This is a genomic window from Flavobacterium sp., assembly GCF_036405015.1.
GTDB lineage: Bacteria > Bacteroidota > Bacteroidia > Flavobacteriales > Flavobacteriaceae > Flavobacterium.
Window position 1 is genome coordinate 14,618 of record NZ_DASWYK010000187.1, and the last position, 16,755, is coordinate 31,372.

Consider the following 16,755-nt stretch of genomic DNA (forward strand, 5'->3'; position numbering starts at 1 on the left):
TGTAAATCTGTGGAAATGCTTTAATCTGTGGCAAATAATTTTTTAAATAAAAAAACCTCCCGAGTTGGGAGGTTTTATAAATTATATTTTACATACTAATATAACACCTCGCCACTACTGCTGAATTGCAATAATGTTAATAATAGCGATAATAATGTTAGTATAGTTTGTCATTTTAACTAATTGAATAGCAAAAATAGATAATTATTTTTTAACCGGCGGATATTGAGCTAAAATTTTGTTTACAAATTCAGCTACTTTTTGATCTTTTTTATCAATGTTTCTAGTCAAAGTTCCCTGACCTTCACCTTGCCAAATCATTTCTTTCTTTTTAGCATCGATCAAATCAATGTATAAAGTACCTTCGGTAGAAGTCGAAACAGTTGTTTGATTTCCTCCGTACATCATCCACGGATTCCATCCCCATCCCCAACCGTAGCCCCAACCAGCGCTAAATTGGTTTACATTTACCTCTTCTCTTGATTTGGTAAAAATATTTACAAGTAAATCTGGATTTTCACTTTTAGTAAGACCTTTGGCTTGCATTTCAGCATCGATTGCACGAAGAATACGTCTTTTATCCAAATCAGAAATCTCTACTTTATCAATTCCGGGCTTAAAGAAAGCATAAGTCTTGTAAGGCGCAAAATCGACATTTTTGTCGTAATCAGAATATACAGTAACACTGCTGCATGAACTTAGAATCAGCAACAGAAAAAGCGGAACTAATTTGAATGTTTTCATAATTATTAGAATTTAATGTTCTCAATTTTATTTTCTAAAGTAAATTTTCATCTATAAAATTAGGTAAAGTTACTTTAAGTAAAGGCTCAACTTCCATTGCTCTTTTTATAGCAAAAACAGCACCTTCATTTCGGGCCCAGCTTCGTCTTGATATTCCGTTGTTAACATCCCAGAAAAGCATTGAAGCTAAACGCTTTGAAGCCTCTGTAGAGCCATCAAGAACCATACCAAATCCGCCGTTTATAACCTCTCCCCAGCCAACGCCACCACCGTTATGAATAGAAACCCAAGTTGCTCCTCTAAAGCTGTCTCCAATCACGTTATGAATCGCCATATCGGCCGTAAAACGGGATCCGTCGTAAATATTTGAAGTTTCTCTATAAGGAGAATCCGTTCCAGAAACGTCATGATGATCGCGTCCTAAAACCACGGCACCAATTTCGCCTTTCGCAATAGCCTGATTAAAAGCTTCCGCAATTTTGATTCTGCCTTCTGCATCAGCATATAAAATACGGGCTTGAGAGCCTACAACCAATTTGTTTTCTTGAGCGCCTTTGATCCATTTAATGTTATCCTGCATTTGTTGCTGAATTTCATCAGGTGCAGTTTCCGCCATTTTTTCTAAAACTTCATAAGCAATGGAATCGGTTTTTAATAAATCCTCTGGTTTTCCAGAAGTACAAACCCAACGGAAAGGCCCAAATCCGTAATCGAAACACATGGGGCCCATAATATCCTGAACGTAACTTGGATATTTAAAATCGATATTATTTTCAGCCATTACATCTGCTCCGGCACGCGAAGCTTCTAATAAAAAGGCATTTCCGTAATCGAAGAAATAAGTTCCTTTTGCAGTATGTTTGTTGATAGCATCGGCATGACGACGCAACGTTTCCTGAACTTTCTGTTTGAATAATTCTGGATTTTCAGCCATCATTTTATTGGCATCTTCAAACGAAATCCCAACTGGATAATAACCTCCAGCCCACGGATTATGAAGTGAAGTCTGGTCTGAACCTAAATCAATTTTGATGTTTTCCTGATCGAAACGTTCCCAAACATCAACCACATTTCCTAGATAAGCAATAGAAACGGTTTCTTTTTTGGCTTTCGCCAAAGCGACTCTGGCAACCAATTCGTCTGTAGAAGTCACGACTTCATTAATCCATCCTTGTTCATGACGAATTTTAGTAATCTTCGGATTTACTTCGGCGCAGACCGTAATACAGCCTGCAATATTTCCGGCTTTTGGCTGTGCTCCAGACATACCGCCAAGACCAGAAGTGACAAACAAACTTCCCTCAGGATTCTGTTTTATTTTTCTAAAACCGTTTAAAACCGTAATTGTAGTTCCGTGTACAATTCCTTGCGGACCAATGTACATATAACTTCCCGCTGTCATTTGTCCGTATTGCGAAACTCCAAGAGCATTCATTTTTTCCCAATCGTCCGGTTTTGAATAATTTGGGATCACCATTCCATTTGTCACCACAACTCTAGGTGCTTCTTTATGAGAAGGAAACAATCCCATTGGATGTCCGGAATACATGGTTAAAGTCTGCTCATCTGTCATTTCAAACAAGTATTGCATCGTCAATAAATACTGTGCCCAGTTTTGAAAAACCGCTCCGTTTCCTCCGTAGGTAATCAATTCATGTGGATGTTGCGCCACGGCATAATCCAAATTATTCTGAATCATGTGCATAATTGCTTTTGCCTGCAATGATTTCCCTGGATATTCGTCGATTGGTCTTGCGTACATTTTATAATCAGGACGAAGACGATACATATAAATACGCCCGTAAGTTTCTAATTCTTCTGAAAATTCAGAAAGTAGCTCGGCGTGATGTTTGGAATCAAAATAACGTAAAGCATTTTTCAGTGCCAGCTTTTTTTCTTCTGCCGAAAGGATTTCTTTTCGTTTCGGAGCATGATTAATAGCGGGATCGTAAGCCTGCTTTGGTGGTAATATAGAAGGTATTCCTTGTTGTATTTGTTCTTTGAAAGTCATTTTTTTAAGGTGCTGAGTTGCTAAGCTTCTAAGTTGCTAAGGTATTATTGTAAGATTAACAACAGATTAATTTTTTGTTCTATTAAATTTGCTGCTCCTAGTGGAGCAGATAAATGCAAGATTTACAAATCGGCGCATTTTCGAACGAAAAACTAGGGATAACGGATATCCGACCTGTGATACGATTTGTAAATCGTAATCTTAAACTTTCTTGAACGAATATCCATATATGATATTTTAGATTGTTGATTTTAGATTTTAGATTGGGATTATCTAATTTTCAAATTGGCACATTATCTCATTAACTATAAATCTCTTCATTCACACAAAACGGCATTTTCTTATTTTCAAAAAGCGCAATGATATTTTGTGCGGCGCAAACTGCCATTCCGTTTCGGGCTTCATAAGTTGCGGAACCAATATGTGGTAAAACACAACAATTAGGAAGTGACAATAACGGATTATCAAACTTCATTGGTTCTGGATTCGTTACATCCAATCCAGCGCCCCAAATTACATTGTTAGTCAAAGCATCAAATAAATCATCTTCATTTTGAAATTTTCCTCTTGCTGTATTAATGAAAATCGCATTAGATTTCATTTTCGTAAAAGCATTTTTATTGAAAATTTCGTTGTTTTCTTCGCTGTAATTAGAATGAATACTCAAAACATCACTTTCCGAAAGTAGGGTTTCAAAATCTACATATTTTGCATCCAATTCTTTTTCGGCTTCTTCATTATGAGAACGATTGTGGTAGATAATATTCATTCCGAATGCGGCTTTACATTTTTGAGCCATTTCGAAACCAATTCTTCCTAAACCGAAAATTCCGATTGTTTTGCCATAAAGTTCTTGCCCTAAATTCGCTAACGGATCAAAACTTCCCCAATCATCATTTAAAATTCTTTTATGATTGAAAAATGATTTTCTAGCAACACTTTGCATCAATAAAAAAGCTACGTCTGAAGTTGCTCTGCTTAAAACATCAGGCGTATTTCCAACGGGGATTTTTCGCTTATTGGCAGATGGAATATTCACAGCATCAAATCCGACAGAAAACAAAGCGATTCCTTTTAAATTCGGGCATTGCTCAAAAAAATCTTCATCTAATTTATTTGTTCCAATATTTAACAGCGCATCATGTTTTTGACAGATTTTTATAAACTCTTCTCTTGGTAATACATTTTCTGTTGGGTTTATTGTAAAGTTAATGCCTTTGTCTTGAAGCAGTTTAATACCGGCTTCGGGTATATTTTTATTGATAAAAACCTTCATGTTGTGGTATTCTAATTTTTATTTATTCTTCCTGTTTTTTTATCATATCCGTACGGACAGTGACGACAGCCGCTTTTACAGCAATAACCACGTTTTAAATGATGTTTTTCAGTAAAGCATTTATAACCTTCGGGCGTATAGTAAAAATCTTCGCCTTCGATTAATTTATTTTCATTACTTTGCTCTTTCATAAATCTGTTTCGGGTTCAATTTCGAGTGAACTTAAAATCAAAAATAAAAATATTTCATTATGATTTTATCGAAATTGAATAATTCTATAGCTACAAATTTATAAATTTTACAGCCAATGTTTCTGATTGTTGCTAAATATTTAATTCCGAAAGGATATCGTGGAATGGCTTTATTTCCTTTCGTTTTAGTTAAATATGATTTTGATAAAACAAACGGAACTTTCGTAAATCATGAAAAAATACATTTGCGCCAACAGTTGGAATTGCTGATTCTTCCGTTTTTTATTTGGTACGTTTTAGAATTTTTAATTCGTTTGATTCAATACAAAAACAAAGATTTAGCGTATCGAAATATTAGTTTTGAAAGAGAAGCTTACACTAAAGAAACCGATTTGAATTATTTGAAAAAGCGATCTCTTTTTCAGTTTCTACATTATCTTAAATTACAATGAATCCAGTTTTCAATCAATTCTTAAATATTCAGTTTCCGAATGACATTTCGCTGACCATAAAACGTGAAGATCTCATTCATCCTTTTGTGTCGGGAAATAAATTCAGAAAACTAAAATACAATTTACTTCAGGCGAAAGCCGAAAATAAAAATACTTTGCTGACTTTCGGCGGAGCATTTTCGAATCATATTGCAGCTGTGGCATATGCAGGAAAAGAGCAAGGTTTTAAAACCATCGGCATCATTCGCGGAGACGAACTTTTTGATAAAATCGAAGAAAATCCAACTTTGAAATTTGCTCAGGAAAACGGAATGCAATTCGAATTTGTTTCGAGAGAAGATTATCGTTTAAAGAGCGAAACATCCTTTATAGAAAAATTGAAAGCCAAATTTGGAGATTTTTATTTAGTTCCAGAAGGTGGTACAAACGAATTGGCTGTAAAAGGCTGCGAAGAGATTTTGACACACGAAGATTCGGTTTTTAATTACGTTTGCTGTGCAGTCGGAACAGGTGGCACGATTTCAGGATTAATTAATAGTTCGTTGCCAAATCAGAAGATTTTAGGTTTTCCAGCGTTAAAAGGTGACTTTTTAAAGGAGGAAATTTGTATTTTTGCCAAAAAAGATAACTGGAATTTAATTTCTGACTATCATTTTGGAGGTTATGGCAAGATAAATTTAGAATTAATCGAATTTATTAATGCTTTTTTTGAAAAGAATAAAGTGCCCTTAGATCCAATTTATACAGGAAAGATGGTTTTTGGCGTTATAGATTTAATTAGCAAAAATTATTTTCCTGCACATTCAAAAATTTTACTCATTCACACAGGCGGATTGCAAGGAATTGACGGAATGAATATAAAGTTGAAGCAGAAGAAATTACCAATACTCAAAACCAATGATTAAAAAAATTGTATTACTTCTCGTAATATTAGCTTTAGCAAGCTGCTCGTCTAGTAAGCCTGCCATCGCGACGACTAAAAAAGCGGCAGCAGTTCAGGCCAGAACAGCATCAACAAAAAGAAGTACTCCTGTTAAGCCAATCGGTAAAAATTACCCTTCTACCAATAATACAACTGAGGTTATTCAATCTACTTCAAAAACAGTTGTTACCAGCGATTTAATTACTAATTATGTTTTGCAGTACAAAGATATTGCAATGGGAAATATGAAAACTTATGGAATTCCGGCTAGTATTATTTTGGCTCAGGGAATTTTAGAATCGGGTGCGGGAAAAGGAGATTTAGCGCTTGAAGCGAATAATCATTTCGGAATAAAATGTCATAAAGACTGGCTTGGAGAAAGTGTTCGCCACGATGATGATTCGGCTCAGGAATGTTTTAGAAAATATCCCGAAGCGGCAGAATCTTACAGAGATCATGCTTTGTTTTTGGTTGGTAAAAAAAGATATGAAAAGCTCTTTACTTACGAAAAAGACGATTATAAATCTTGGGCAAAAGGATTAAGAGCGGCCGGTTACGCAACAGATCCAAATTACCCAGATAAATTAATCAGTTATATTGAACGTTATAATTTGCATCAATATGATTGTCAGGTTACAGGAAGGAATTATGAACCGATAAATAAAACTCTTCCAACGAAAAGTTCATCGGTTTATTCTGATCCAAAGATAAATATGAATTCCTATGATCCTAATGCATACGTAGTTCAAAAAGGGGATACGCTATATTCCATTTCAAAAAAATTCAATTTATTAGTTGAGGATTTAAAGAAAAAAAATAATCTAACTGATAATGCTATTTCGATAGGACAGAGGTTGAAAGTGAAATAGTTTTCAGTCGAAGTGACAGTTTTCAGTCTTTTTGAAATTAATCAAAAATCCAAAATAAGTTTTCAGTTTATAATCTAAAATCTGAACTCAAAAATCTAAAATAAAAAATGTTATATAAAAGAAGTAGTCAGCTTTTTGCTGAAGCAGAAAAAGTAATTCCGGGAGGAGTAAATTCACCAGTTAGAGCATTTAAAGCTGTTGGCGGAACTCCGATTTTTGTAAAAAGTGCCAAAGGTGCTTATTTATACGATGAAGACGGAAACAAATTAATCGATTATATTAACTCTTGGGGACCAATGGTTTTGGGCCACGCGTATCAGCCGGTTGTTGATGCTGTAATCGAAAAAGCAAAACTAGGAACTTCATTTGGAATGCCAACAGAATTGGAAACAGAAATTGCTGCTTTGGCTGTTTCAATGGTTCCAAATATTGATAAAATTCGTTTTGTAAATTCAGGTACAGAAGCTTGTATGAGTGCGATTCGTTTAGCTCGTGGCTTTACAAAAAGAGACAAAATTGTAAAATTTGCAGGTTGTTACCACGGACATTCAGATTCATTTTTGATTCAAGCAGGAAGTGGAGCCGTAACTTTTGGTTCCCCAAACAGTCCTGGAGTTACAGAAGGAACTGCAAAAGATACTTTGTTAGCCAAATACAATGATTTAGAAAATGTAAAAACATTGGTAGAAGCGAATAAAGGAGAAATCGCCGCAATCATTATTGAAGCCGTTGCAGGAAATATGGGATGTATTGTTCCTAAAGAAGGATTCTTGCAAGGTTTAAGAGATTTGTGTACAGCAAACGGAATCTTATTGATTTTTGATGAAGTAATGACAGGTTTCCGTTTGGCTCGCGGTGGAGTTCAAGAATTATATGGTATTGATGCTGATATCGTAACTTTCGGAAAAGTTATTGGTGGAGGATTGCCAGTTGGAGCTTTCGCGGCTCGTGAAGAAATCATGAATCATTTAGCGCCTCTTGGGCCAGTTTATCAAGCTGGAACACTATCTGGAAATCCGTTGGCAATGGCAGCTGGATTAGCTATGTTGAAAGCTCTTGATTCAGACAGAGAAATCTTTACACGTTTAGAAGAAAAAACAGCTTATTTAGAAGCTGGGATTGATAGAGTTTTAAAAGCAAATAATGTTGTTTTTACAATCAATAGAGTAGGTTCTATGATTTCGGTTCATTTCGATGCAAATCCAGTTACCGATTTTCAAACGGCTGCAAAAGGAGATAATGAAACTTTCAAGAAATTCTTCCATGGATTATTGCAAGAAGGAGTTTATATCGCTCCATCTGCATACGAAACTTGGTTTATCACAGATGCTTTGACTTATGAAGATTTAGATTTTACCATCAACGCAATTGATAAGGTGTCTAAAACTTTCTAAATAACAAAAAAGAGGCTTTTAAAGCCTCTTTTTTTATGCATCAAATTAGATTTTATCTTTTCTGCGCTCTTTCATATTATCTCGCATTTTGTCTTTTTTCTCTTCTTGTAAAGCTTTCCATTTAGTGTACTGATCCGCTTTTAAGATTGATTTCATTTTAGCATCGTTTGCAGCGACTTCATCTTCCATTTGTTTTTTGAAAGCCGCTTTTTCTTCAGCTGTTGGTTTAGTGTTGCTGTCTTTTTTTTCTTTTCTAGCTTCTCTAAATTTTTCAGCTTTGGCACTTCTATCTGCTAAAAGCTGTTTTACTTGTGCTTGCTGACTTGCATCTAAACTTAATTCGGTTGTCAGTTTTTGAAGCTGTTTTTCATTACGTTGTTCAGGAGTCATTCTTTCTCTTGGTTCACGAGATGGATTTTGGTCCATGTCTTGTGCAAAACTTGCTATTCCAACAAATAACATAGCTGCGATAAATAATTTTTTCATTTTAAGTTTTTTTAATTGTTTTATAGGGATTAGACTTTTTTCTTAGAAACAGGTTTAATCTTAGTTTTAAAATTGTGTTTTATTTAACAATTTGAGAATCAGATTTTTTAAGAATGAGTTTAAATAAGATTATCATAATGCTAAATCTATAATTGTAAGTGTTTACTTTAGATATTTTTTTTAACTTTAGAGAAACTATTGTTTTTCAGTGATTTATGAAAGACGATTTTTAGATTCCCATATTTCAGTATAGATTTTCAAAAACATCATTTAATACTTAATTCTATGGCAGATCTTTCGCAATCCCATCGCATTCTTTTTTTAAACACTTTGGCTTTTGCCATTTGTTTTGCTTGTTGGACACTCAATGGAGTATTAGTTACTTTTTTGGTTGATAAAGAAATTTTTGACTGGAGTGTTGTGCAGATTGGCTGGCTTTTAGGAATTCCAGTATTAACAGGATCCATTATGAGACTGCCTATGGGAATTTTAACAGATAAATTTGGAGGCAGAATTGTGCATTCAGCTTTATTGATTTTAGCTTCAATACCTTTATTTCTTTTACCTTTTGCAACTTCTTTTACGGTTTTTGCTATTTTAAGTTTTTTGTTCGGAATGGTCGGAACCAGTTTTGCTGTCGGTGTAGCTTCAACATCAGTTTGGTATCCAAAAGAATGGCAGGGAAGAGCTTTGGGGATCTTCGGAATGGGAACTGCGGGAGCTTCTATAACACCTTTTTTGGCGCCTTCATTATTAAGTAAATTTTCTGAAACCGATCCAGAAAATGGTTGGAAATGGCTTCCTGTAATTTATGGTTCTGCTCTTTTATTGATGGGAATCGTATTTCTGATTTTCGCGAAAAGCAAAAAAAGCGAAGCACAATCTAAGACTTTAAAACAATTGGTTCAGCCTTTAAAAAGTGTCCGTGTTTGGCGTTTTGGAACATACTACTTTTTAGTATTTGGTTCGTTTGTGACTTTCTCGCAATGGTTGCTTCCTAATTTTATGAATGTTTATCATACTTCTTTAATTCTTGGGGGAATCTTTACTTCTTGTTTTAGTTTACCAGCCGGAGTTGTTCGCGCTTTCGGAGGTTTTTTGTCTGATAAATTTGGAGCTAGAAAAGTCATGTATTGGGTTTTGAGTTCTTCAGTCGTTTTAAGTTTTTTATTGTTGTTTCCGAAAATGGATGTTACCACGTCTGGAAGCGGATTATTAGCCAGTAAAGCAGGAACAGTTACAACAGTTGCTCCAGATAAAATTGTAATTGATGGTAAGGAATACAACATCAGTCAGAAAGATGAAAATCAGCCGTATTCTAAATTTTTTCCATCCAAAAAAACATGGCAGGAAGTGGTTGTAGAACAAAATCAAAAAGTACAAAAGAAAGAGCTTTTGGCAGAAGGAATCACACAAATTCATTTTGAAGCCAATATGTGGGTGTATTTGGTTTTGGTGATTCTAATCGGGATTTCTTGGGGAATTGGTTCTGCCGCAGTCTTCAAACATATTCCGGATTATTTTCCGAATGAAGTAGGTGTAATCGGCGGAATGGTTGGTTTATTAGGCGGTTTAGGTGGATTTTTTGGTCCAATTATTTTCGGTTATCTATTATCATTTACGGGATTCTGGACTAGTTCATGGTTCTTCATTTTAGCATTATCGCTGACTTGCCTGATTTGGATGCACCGTGTAATTGTAAAAATGACAAAAGAAAGACTGCCTGAAATGGCGAAAGATATTGATCGAAAATAAAGTGTTATGAAAGAAAGAACATTCAATAGAAAAGCTTTATTAATTGCAACCATTGCTTCGGTTTTTATGGTCGTTTTGGTTTTCTATGGATCCAGAAAACTGCAAAATTTTGATGCGGCTTTAATAACCTATTTATTCGGAACACTGTTTGCTTTTTTTGGAGTAGTTTACAGATATACGGTTTGGTTGCAACGTCCGCCGACATGGATGTATTTTAAAAGAGGAATTCATTTTTTATTTACAGGAAAAGTCTTTTCTCATTTGTGGTTTTTAGGAAAAGAAACAGTTCAGAATATCGCTTTTCAGAAATTCATTTATCCAAGAGGGAAATACCGCTGGATTGCGCACTTTTGTATCGCAATCGGCTGTTTTTCTGCTTTTGCAATCACTTTTCCGTTGACGTTTGGATGGATTCATTTTACATTGGCTCCCAATTCAATTTCAGTTTACGAAGCTCATTTTTTTGGTTTTAAAGTAATGGATTTTGAATTAGGCTCTATAATGGCATTTTTAACTTTTCATGCCTTAAACTGGTCTTCTTATTTGGTTATTATCGGATCACTTTATTATTTAAGAAGACGCATGACCAATCCTGGATTAATCGCTACTCAGACTTTTGAAGGGGATTTGTTGCCTCTTATATTATTAATCGCTATTTCAGTAACAGGTTTATGTTTGACGTATTCCTATCAATTTATGAAGGGATTTGCGTATGATTTTCTAGCTGTAATTCACGCTGTAACGGTTATTATGTTTTTGATTTGGATTCCCTTTGGAAAATTCTTTCATATTATTCAAAGACCGGCTCAAATTGGTGCTCATATTTATAAAAAAGAAGGAATGAAAAAAGGAATGGCGATATGTCCAGAAACAGGAAAACCTTTTACAACACAACTTCACATCGATGATTTGAAAATAGTAACCAAACAATTAGGTTTTGATTTTAGTGATGATAAAGGCAATTCACATCTTGATTTAAGCCCAGAAGGAAAAAGAGATCGTCTAGCCAAAGCACATTTAAAAGCCAGAATCGAGGGAGGGAATTTATTTGGATAATTTTTAAAGTCTCAGTCTCAGTTTTTAGTTTACAGCTAAAAAACTATGTGTTGAAATTAAAATATAAAAAGTACTCAGTCAAAGTTTATAACTGAAAACTGCGACCGAAAACCGAAAACTAAAAAAAATGGCAAAACTACCTGTACCAGCTGAAAAGATAATTGAAGCATTTGGTCCACACTTGAATTATACTCCAAAAGAAGGATATGAAGGGCGTGATGAACCAGATAAAACCGTAAAAACACATTGTTGTTTCTGTGGCATGCAATGCGGTATTCAATTATCTGTAAAAGACAATAAGGTCGTAGGTTTTGAGCCTTGGATGGAATTTCCGTTCAATGAAGGACGTTTGTGTCCAAAAGGAGTTCAGCGTTATATGCAGAACAATCATCCTGACCGATTATTACATCCGATAAAAAGAGTAGAAGGAAAAGGATTTGAGAAAACGACTTGGGATGAAGCAATGGACAAAACCGTTTCTGAAATCAAAAGAATTCAGGAAAAATACGGGAAACATGCTTTTTCAATGTTATCAGGAGTTTCGCTTACCAATGAAAAAAGTTATTTGGTTGGAAAATTTGCCAGAGTCGCTTTAAAAACCAGAAATTTAGATTACAACGGCCGTCTTTGTATGGTAAGTGCAGGTGCAGGAAATAAAAAAGCATTTGGTTTAGACCGAGCTTCAAACAATTATTCCGATTTAGAATATGCTGAGGTTATCATTGTTGCAGGAGCGAATATCAGTGAAACGTTTCCGACTTTAACGCATTGGATTTGGAAAGCCAGAGACCGAGGTGCAAAACTGATTGTAGTTGATCCGCGAGTAATTCCTTTGGCTAGAACTGCAGATATTCATCTGGATGTAAGACCAGGAACAGATTCGGCTTTATATGGAGCAATGCTAAAATATCTCGTAGATCACGATATGCTAGATCACGATTTTATTGATAATTATACTTCAGGATTTCAAGAAACAATCGATGTAGTAAAAGATTATACTCTGGAATGGGCAGAAGAAGTTACGGGAATTTCTAAAGAAAAAATCAAAGCCGCTGCTGAATTATGGGGAAAAGCAAAAACAAGTTTTTTACTTCACGCAAGAGGGATTGAACATCACTCAAAAGGCGTTGATAATGTAATTGGATGCATCAATCTGGTTTTGGCAACAGGAAGAATTGGAAGGCCGTATTGCGGTTACGGAACTATTACTGGACAAGGAAATGGTCAAGGCGGAAGAGAACACGGTCACAAATGCGATCAATTGCCTGGAAACCGTGATATCGAAAATATGGAGCATCGAAGATACATTGCTGATGTCTGGAAAATTAAGGAAGAAGATATGCCACACAAAGGCATCACCGCTTATGAAATTATCGAAGCCATTCACAGCGGTGAAATAAAAGGATTGATTTCAATTTGTTTTAATCCGCTGGTTTCTCTTCCTAACAATAATTATGTGCGTTCGGCTCTTGAAAAGTTGGAGTTTTACGTTGCCATAGATTTCTTTTTGAATGAAACTGCCCGTCATGCGGATATTGTTTTAGCAGGTTCATTACAGGAAGAAGAAGAAGGAACAACCACATCTGCAGAAGGACGTGTTATTCGAATTAGACAAGCGGTTACACCACCGGGAGAAGCCAGAACTGATACTTCCATACTATTAGAATTAGCCAAAAGATTAGGCGAAGAAGAACGATTCACCTACGCCAACAGCGAAGCCATTTTCAATGAATTGCGAGTAGCTTCAAAAGGAGGAACAGCTGATTATAACGGAATCACTTATAAAAAAGTAGAAGACAATATGGGCGTTTTCTGGCCGTGTCCAACCGAAGATCATCCTGGAACGCCAAGATTATGGGAAGATAAAAAGTTTGCAACTCCAGACGGAAAAGCACATTTTAATCCCGCTCCATATAAACTTCCAGGTGAAATTACAGATGAAGAATATCCAATAATATTAACGACTGGAAGAGTTGTATCGCAATATTTAAGCGGAACACAAACCAGAAGAATCGGGAAATTGGTCGATCAGTTTCCAGAACCTTTGTTAGAAATTCATCCAGAAATGGCCCGAAAATATAATATTCAACAAAGAGAATTGGTAAAAGTTTCAACCCGAAGAGGCGAAGGAATTTTTCCAGCCAATATTGTAGAAACCATTCGAAAAGATACTGTTTTTGTACCGTATCACTGGCCAGGGAAAAAATCAGCCAACCAGTTAACACCTGGGACTTTAGATCCGATTTCTAAAATTCCGGAGTTTAAAGTTTGTGCTTGTAAACTCGAACCATTAGGAGAAATCGAAAATTCATCAGACAAACCAACTGCTTATGCCAGCGTTTAATCTATAAAAAGCAAAAAGTATGAATGTGACGAATTATAATAAAAACGAAGAGTTTTTTGTAGATCTACAAAGATGCATTGGCTGTAAAGCCTGCGAGATGGCTTGCGCAGAATGTGAAACCAACGGTCAGGAATCGATGATTCATGTCAATTATGTAGAACGGGAAGTTACAATTCAAACCACAGTTCAGGTTTGTATGCATTGTGAAGATCCTGTTTGCGCCAATGTTTGTCCTGCTGATGCGATTTCACAAGACGAATTTGGAGTAGTTCATACCGCAAATACAGAACGTTGCATTGGTTGTTCCAACTGTGTAATGGCTTGTCCTTTTGGAGTTCCAAAGAAAATGGAAGAATATGATTTGATGATGAAATGCACCATGTGTTATGACAGAACCAGCGTTGGTAAAAAACCAATGTGTGCAACAGTTTGTCCGAGTGGTGCCTTGTTTTACGGAACTCGCGCTCAGATTGAAGAAATGCGTCCGAATAGTACGCCTGTAAATTCATTTGTTTTTGGAAAAGATCGCGTAAACACCAAAGTGAATATTATGATGCCAAAAGGAAGCACCGAATTACGAATATTCTAAAGCTATAATCCATGTCTAAAGAAGATAATTTAAGTGAAAACTGGAAGAAAGATTTTCCATATAGAAAACAAGAATCGATGCAAGTCAGCCGACGGGATTTTGCCAAATTTCTAACCTTGGTTTCTGGTGGATTAATGGTAGGAAGCGGTTTGGTTGCTGCAAAGGCATATTTATTACCAGGCGAAGGAGTTATCGGCGAACATTTTGTATGCGAAATAAAAGATATTCCGTTAGGCGGAACAAGAGGTTTTGTGATTGAAGGAAGTACAATTCCGTACATATTAGTACATTTAGAAAGCGGTATGTTTAGAGCTTACGAACAAAAATGCACGCATCTTTCTTGTGCTGTTTATTACAAACCTGGAACAGGAATTATTCATTGTCCGTGTCACGAAGGTTCCTTTGATGCTTTGACTGGAGATGTGATTGCAGGGCCTCCGCCGAGAGCGCTGCCACAATTAGAAGTGCTTTTAAAAGGGGAAAAGATTTTTGTAAAAGCGTTTGAAAACAAAGAAAGTTAATTGCTTAAGAAATATATTATGAGTACATTTAGAAAAAGCCAAAACCAAGCCAATCCAAATAAGCTGAATGTAATTTTATCGACATTAATATGTGTTTTGATCTTAAATGTAAGTCTTCAAATTTGGTTATTATACGCTGCTTTAAATAATGCATTAGACAATAATAAAGAAATTTTAATTCCTGCATTTATTGGTTCTCTTATATTGTTTTTAATTGGTTTTGGATGGTTGTATTATTTACCTAAAGGGAATTTTAGAAATAATACATAAGAAACGAATCAAAATTTTAATGAAATATTTATGAGCTTAAATACCAATTTTGGCAATAGTAAAATTGCTTTTTTTTCTACACAGCCTTACGATAAAACGTTCTTCAATCAATACAATGCTGATTTTGGTTTTCAATTGGATTTTTTTGAAACGCAATTAAATCCGCAGACTGCTATTTTAATTGAAAACTGCGAAATTGTCTGTGTTTTTGTAAATGATATTGTAAACGAAACCGTCATCAAGCAATTAGCCGAAAAAAATGTGAAAATAATCGCTTTACGTTGTGCCGGATTTAATAATGTTGATTTAGAAGCAGCGAAAAAAAATAATATAAAAGTTTGTCGTGTTCCCGCTTATTCTCCACAAGCCGTTGCAGAACATGCCATGGCAATGATTCTGACTTTAAACAGAAAAACACATAAAGCCTACAACAGAGTTCGCGAACAGAATTTCTCTTTAAACGGATTATTAGGTTTTGATTTATTCGGAAAAACAATCGGAATTATCGGAACAGGAAATATCGGAAAAGCATTTTCTAAAATTGCACTAGGCTTTGGCTGTAAAGTCTTAGCCTATGATATTGTTGAAAGCGAAGAAATGAAAAAAGACGGCGTTTCTTTTGTTGGATTAGAAGAAATTTTCAAATCAAGCGATATTATTTCATTGCATTGCCCATTAAACGATCAAACAAAACATATTATCAATCAGACGTCTATTTCTTTTATGAAAGAAAGCGTTATGATTATCAACACTAGTCGTGGCGGATTAATTGAAACTTCATCAGTTATTGAAGGTTTAAAGGCTGGAAAGATTGGTTATCTCGGAATTGATGTTTACGAACAGGAAGAAAAACTATTCTTTAGAGATCTTTCTGCAGATATTATTCAGGATGATGTGATTCAGCGTTTAATGAGTTTTCCGAATGTTTTGGTAACAGCGCATCAGGCATTTTTCACCAATGAAGCTTTAACACAGATTGCATTAGTGACTTTCAATAATATTAAATCTCTTTTAGAGCAAAATGATATTGAGAATAAAGCTGCTTTGTTAGTTTAGAAAGTAATAATTAAATGAATCAGATTATGAAAAATAAAATGCTAATTCTAATCGGAATTCTGGTTTTGTCTTCTTGTCAAAATAAAGAAGAGAAAAAAAATATCATCAAAACGATTGTTCAGGACACTTTATCTAAAACACTTGGAGGAACAGCAGATTTAAGTGAAGTTTCTGAAAAAGATAGTAAAGCTGTAGAATTAATTCAGAAGCAATTACAGGTTTTATTAAAGAAAGATTTACCAGCAATGACAAAAGAGGATCGCTATTTTTATTACGAAGCTTTTGATTTGAATAATGATCAAAAAGATGAATATTTCGTTGGTTTCTCTAATTCTTATTTCTGTGGAAGCGGAGGCTGTTCAGGTTATATTTTAAACAATGATGGAAGCGTAATAAATCGTTTCTCCGTAACAGATTTTCCAATTTTAGTAACAACAGAATCTACAGAGAAATTCTATAATCTTCTAATGAAAAGCGGAGGAACATTTCATCTCATAAAAATGAAAAACGGAAAATATCCATCAAATCCTTCCGTTGAAGAAAAATGGAAAGGCGAAGTTCCTAAAGAAACTACTTCTGTTTTAGATATTCAAGGAAAGACATTGGAAAAGTATTCGTTTTAAGCTTTTAATTTGAAAGCCATTCTAGGTCTTCTTTATCCAAATCTTCTTGTGAAATAACTCTTCCATGTTTGATGTCTTCTTCACTTTCTTTAAGCATATCCAATTCATTCTGGTCAAATTGGTAAATATAAGATATGTTCATAATTAATTATTTTTATTTACGAATTTAAATAAAAACCCGACAGGGTTTTAAAAA

General features: G+C 35.0%; 18 protein-coding genes. 12 read left to right on the forward strand and 6 right to left on the reverse strand.

Annotated elements, in window-relative coordinates:
- Positions 1 to 204: 204 nt before the first annotated feature.
- The 4 genes from VGE71_RS15750 to VGE71_RS15765 all read right to left on the reverse strand — a co-directional run bounded on the left by VGE71_RS15750 (position 205) and on the right by VGE71_RS15765 (position 4,222).
- A complete protein-coding gene (locus VGE71_RS15750) occupies positions 205 to 744 on the reverse strand; it encodes a DUF4136 domain-containing protein (protein ID WP_144215190.1) in 540 nt (179 codons plus the stop codon).
- A 34-nt stretch (positions 745 to 778) separates the two neighbouring features.
- Entirely contained in the window at positions 779 to 2,755 is a 1,977-nt protein-coding gene (locus VGE71_RS15755) for a urocanate hydratase (protein ID WP_331139202.1), read from the reverse strand.
- 301 nt (positions 2,756 to 3,056) lie between these two features.
- Positions 3,057 to 4,031, reverse strand: coding sequence for a D-glycerate dehydrogenase (locus tag VGE71_RS15760; RefSeq protein ID WP_331139203.1), 975 nt, complete (start codon positions 4,029 to 4,031; stop codon positions 3,057 to 3,059).
- 11 nt (positions 4,032 to 4,042) lie between these two features.
- The gene (locus VGE71_RS15765) at positions 4,043 to 4,222 is read right to left on the reverse strand and encodes a DUF5522 domain-containing protein (protein WP_095928730.1); all 180 of its coding nucleotides are present in this window, start codon (positions 4,220 to 4,222) and stop codon (positions 4,043 to 4,045) included.
- Between the two features lie 116 nt (positions 4,223 to 4,338).
- Between VGE71_RS15765 and VGE71_RS15770 the strand changes: the two genes are divergently transcribed.
- The 4 genes from VGE71_RS15770 to hemL all read left to right on the forward strand — a co-directional run bounded on the left by VGE71_RS15770 (position 4,339) and on the right by hemL (position 7,859).
- On the forward strand, positions 4,339 to 4,674 hold the full coding sequence (locus VGE71_RS15770) for a hypothetical protein (protein ID WP_331139204.1): 336 nt from the start codon (positions 4,339 to 4,341) through the stop codon (positions 4,672 to 4,674).
- Positions 4,671 to 5,579 carry a 1-aminocyclopropane-1-carboxylate deaminase/D-cysteine desulfhydrase gene (locus tag VGE71_RS15775; RefSeq protein WP_331139205.1) on the forward strand — a complete coding sequence of 303 codons (909 nt, stop codon included), beginning with the start codon at positions 4,671 to 4,673 and terminating at the stop codon, positions 5,577 to 5,579. Before VGE71_RS15770 ends, VGE71_RS15775 begins: the two co-directional genes overlap by 4 nt.
- On the forward strand, positions 5,572 to 6,465 hold the full coding sequence (locus VGE71_RS15780) for a glucosaminidase domain-containing protein (RefSeq protein WP_331139206.1): 894 nt from the start codon (positions 5,572 to 5,574) through the stop codon (positions 6,463 to 6,465). The genes VGE71_RS15775 and VGE71_RS15780 overlap by 8 nt, the downstream gene beginning before the upstream one ends.
- A 107-nt stretch (positions 6,466 to 6,572) precedes the next feature.
- Positions 6,573 to 7,859 carry a glutamate-1-semialdehyde 2,1-aminomutase gene (hemL, locus tag VGE71_RS15785; protein ID WP_331139207.1) on the forward strand — a complete coding sequence of 429 codons (1,287 nt, stop codon included), beginning with the start codon at positions 6,573 to 6,575 and terminating at the stop codon, positions 7,857 to 7,859.
- A 45-nt stretch (positions 7,860 to 7,904) separates the two neighbouring features.
- Here hemL and VGE71_RS15790 read toward each other — a convergent pair whose 3' ends face one another.
- Positions 7,905 to 8,345, reverse strand: a complete 441-nt coding sequence (locus tag VGE71_RS15790; RefSeq protein ID WP_331139208.1) for a hypothetical protein — start codon at positions 8,343 to 8,345, stop codon at positions 7,905 to 7,907.
- A gap of 285 nt (positions 8,346 to 8,630) precedes the next feature.
- Between VGE71_RS15790 and VGE71_RS15795 the strand changes: the two genes are divergently transcribed.
- The 8 genes from VGE71_RS15795 (at position 8,631) to VGE71_RS15830 (ending at position 16,559) form a co-directional block, all read left to right on the forward strand.
- Positions 8,631 to 10,100 (forward strand): MFS transporter, encoded by a 1,470-nt coding sequence (locus tag VGE71_RS15795; RefSeq protein ID WP_331139209.1) that lies wholly within the window; start codon positions 8,631 to 8,633, stop codon positions 10,098 to 10,100.
- A 6-nt stretch (positions 10,101 to 10,106) separates the two neighbouring features.
- On the forward strand, positions 10,107 to 11,156 hold the full coding sequence (locus VGE71_RS15800) for an MFS transporter (RefSeq protein ID WP_331139210.1): 1,050 nt from the start codon (positions 10,107 to 10,109) through the stop codon (positions 11,154 to 11,156).
- A gap of 127 nt (positions 11,157 to 11,283) precedes the next feature.
- The gene (locus VGE71_RS15805; protein ID WP_331139211.1) at positions 11,284 to 13,500 is read left to right on the forward strand and encodes a molybdopterin oxidoreductase family protein; all 2,217 of its coding nucleotides are present in this window, start codon (positions 11,284 to 11,286) and stop codon (positions 13,498 to 13,500) included.
- Positions 13,501 to 13,519: 19 nt separating this feature from the next.
- The gene (locus VGE71_RS15810; RefSeq protein ID WP_331139212.1) at positions 13,520 to 14,089 is read left to right on the forward strand and encodes a 4Fe-4S dicluster domain-containing protein; all 570 of its coding nucleotides are present in this window, start codon (positions 13,520 to 13,522) and stop codon (positions 14,087 to 14,089) included.
- A gap of 11 nt (positions 14,090 to 14,100) precedes the next feature.
- On the forward strand, positions 14,101 to 14,610 hold the full coding sequence (locus tag VGE71_RS15815; RefSeq protein WP_331139213.1) for a Rieske (2Fe-2S) protein: 510 nt from the start codon (positions 14,101 to 14,103) through the stop codon (positions 14,608 to 14,610).
- An 18-nt stretch (positions 14,611 to 14,628) separates the two neighbouring features.
- Positions 14,629 to 14,880, forward strand: coding sequence for a DUF6755 family protein (locus VGE71_RS15820; RefSeq protein ID WP_113677752.1), 252 nt, complete (start codon positions 14,629 to 14,631; stop codon positions 14,878 to 14,880).
- A gap of 30 nt (positions 14,881 to 14,910) precedes the next feature.
- The gene (locus tag VGE71_RS15825) at positions 14,911 to 15,936 is read left to right on the forward strand and encodes a 2-hydroxyacid dehydrogenase (RefSeq protein WP_331139214.1); all 1,026 of its coding nucleotides are present in this window, start codon (positions 14,911 to 14,913) and stop codon (positions 15,934 to 15,936) included.
- Positions 15,937 to 15,962: 26 nt separating this feature from the next.
- Positions 15,963 to 16,559: a hypothetical protein gene (locus tag VGE71_RS15830; RefSeq protein WP_331139215.1), complete on the forward strand. Its 597-nt coding sequence runs from the start codon at positions 15,963 to 15,965 to the stop codon at positions 16,557 to 16,559.
- A 4-nt stretch (positions 16,560 to 16,563) separates the two neighbouring features.
- Here the strand turns inward: VGE71_RS15830 and VGE71_RS15835 are convergent, their stop codons facing one another.
- The gene (locus VGE71_RS15835; protein ID WP_331139216.1) at positions 16,564 to 16,701 is read right to left on the reverse strand and encodes a hypothetical protein; all 138 of its coding nucleotides are present in this window, start codon (positions 16,699 to 16,701) and stop codon (positions 16,564 to 16,566) included.
- Positions 16,702 to 16,755 lie beyond the last annotated feature (54 nt).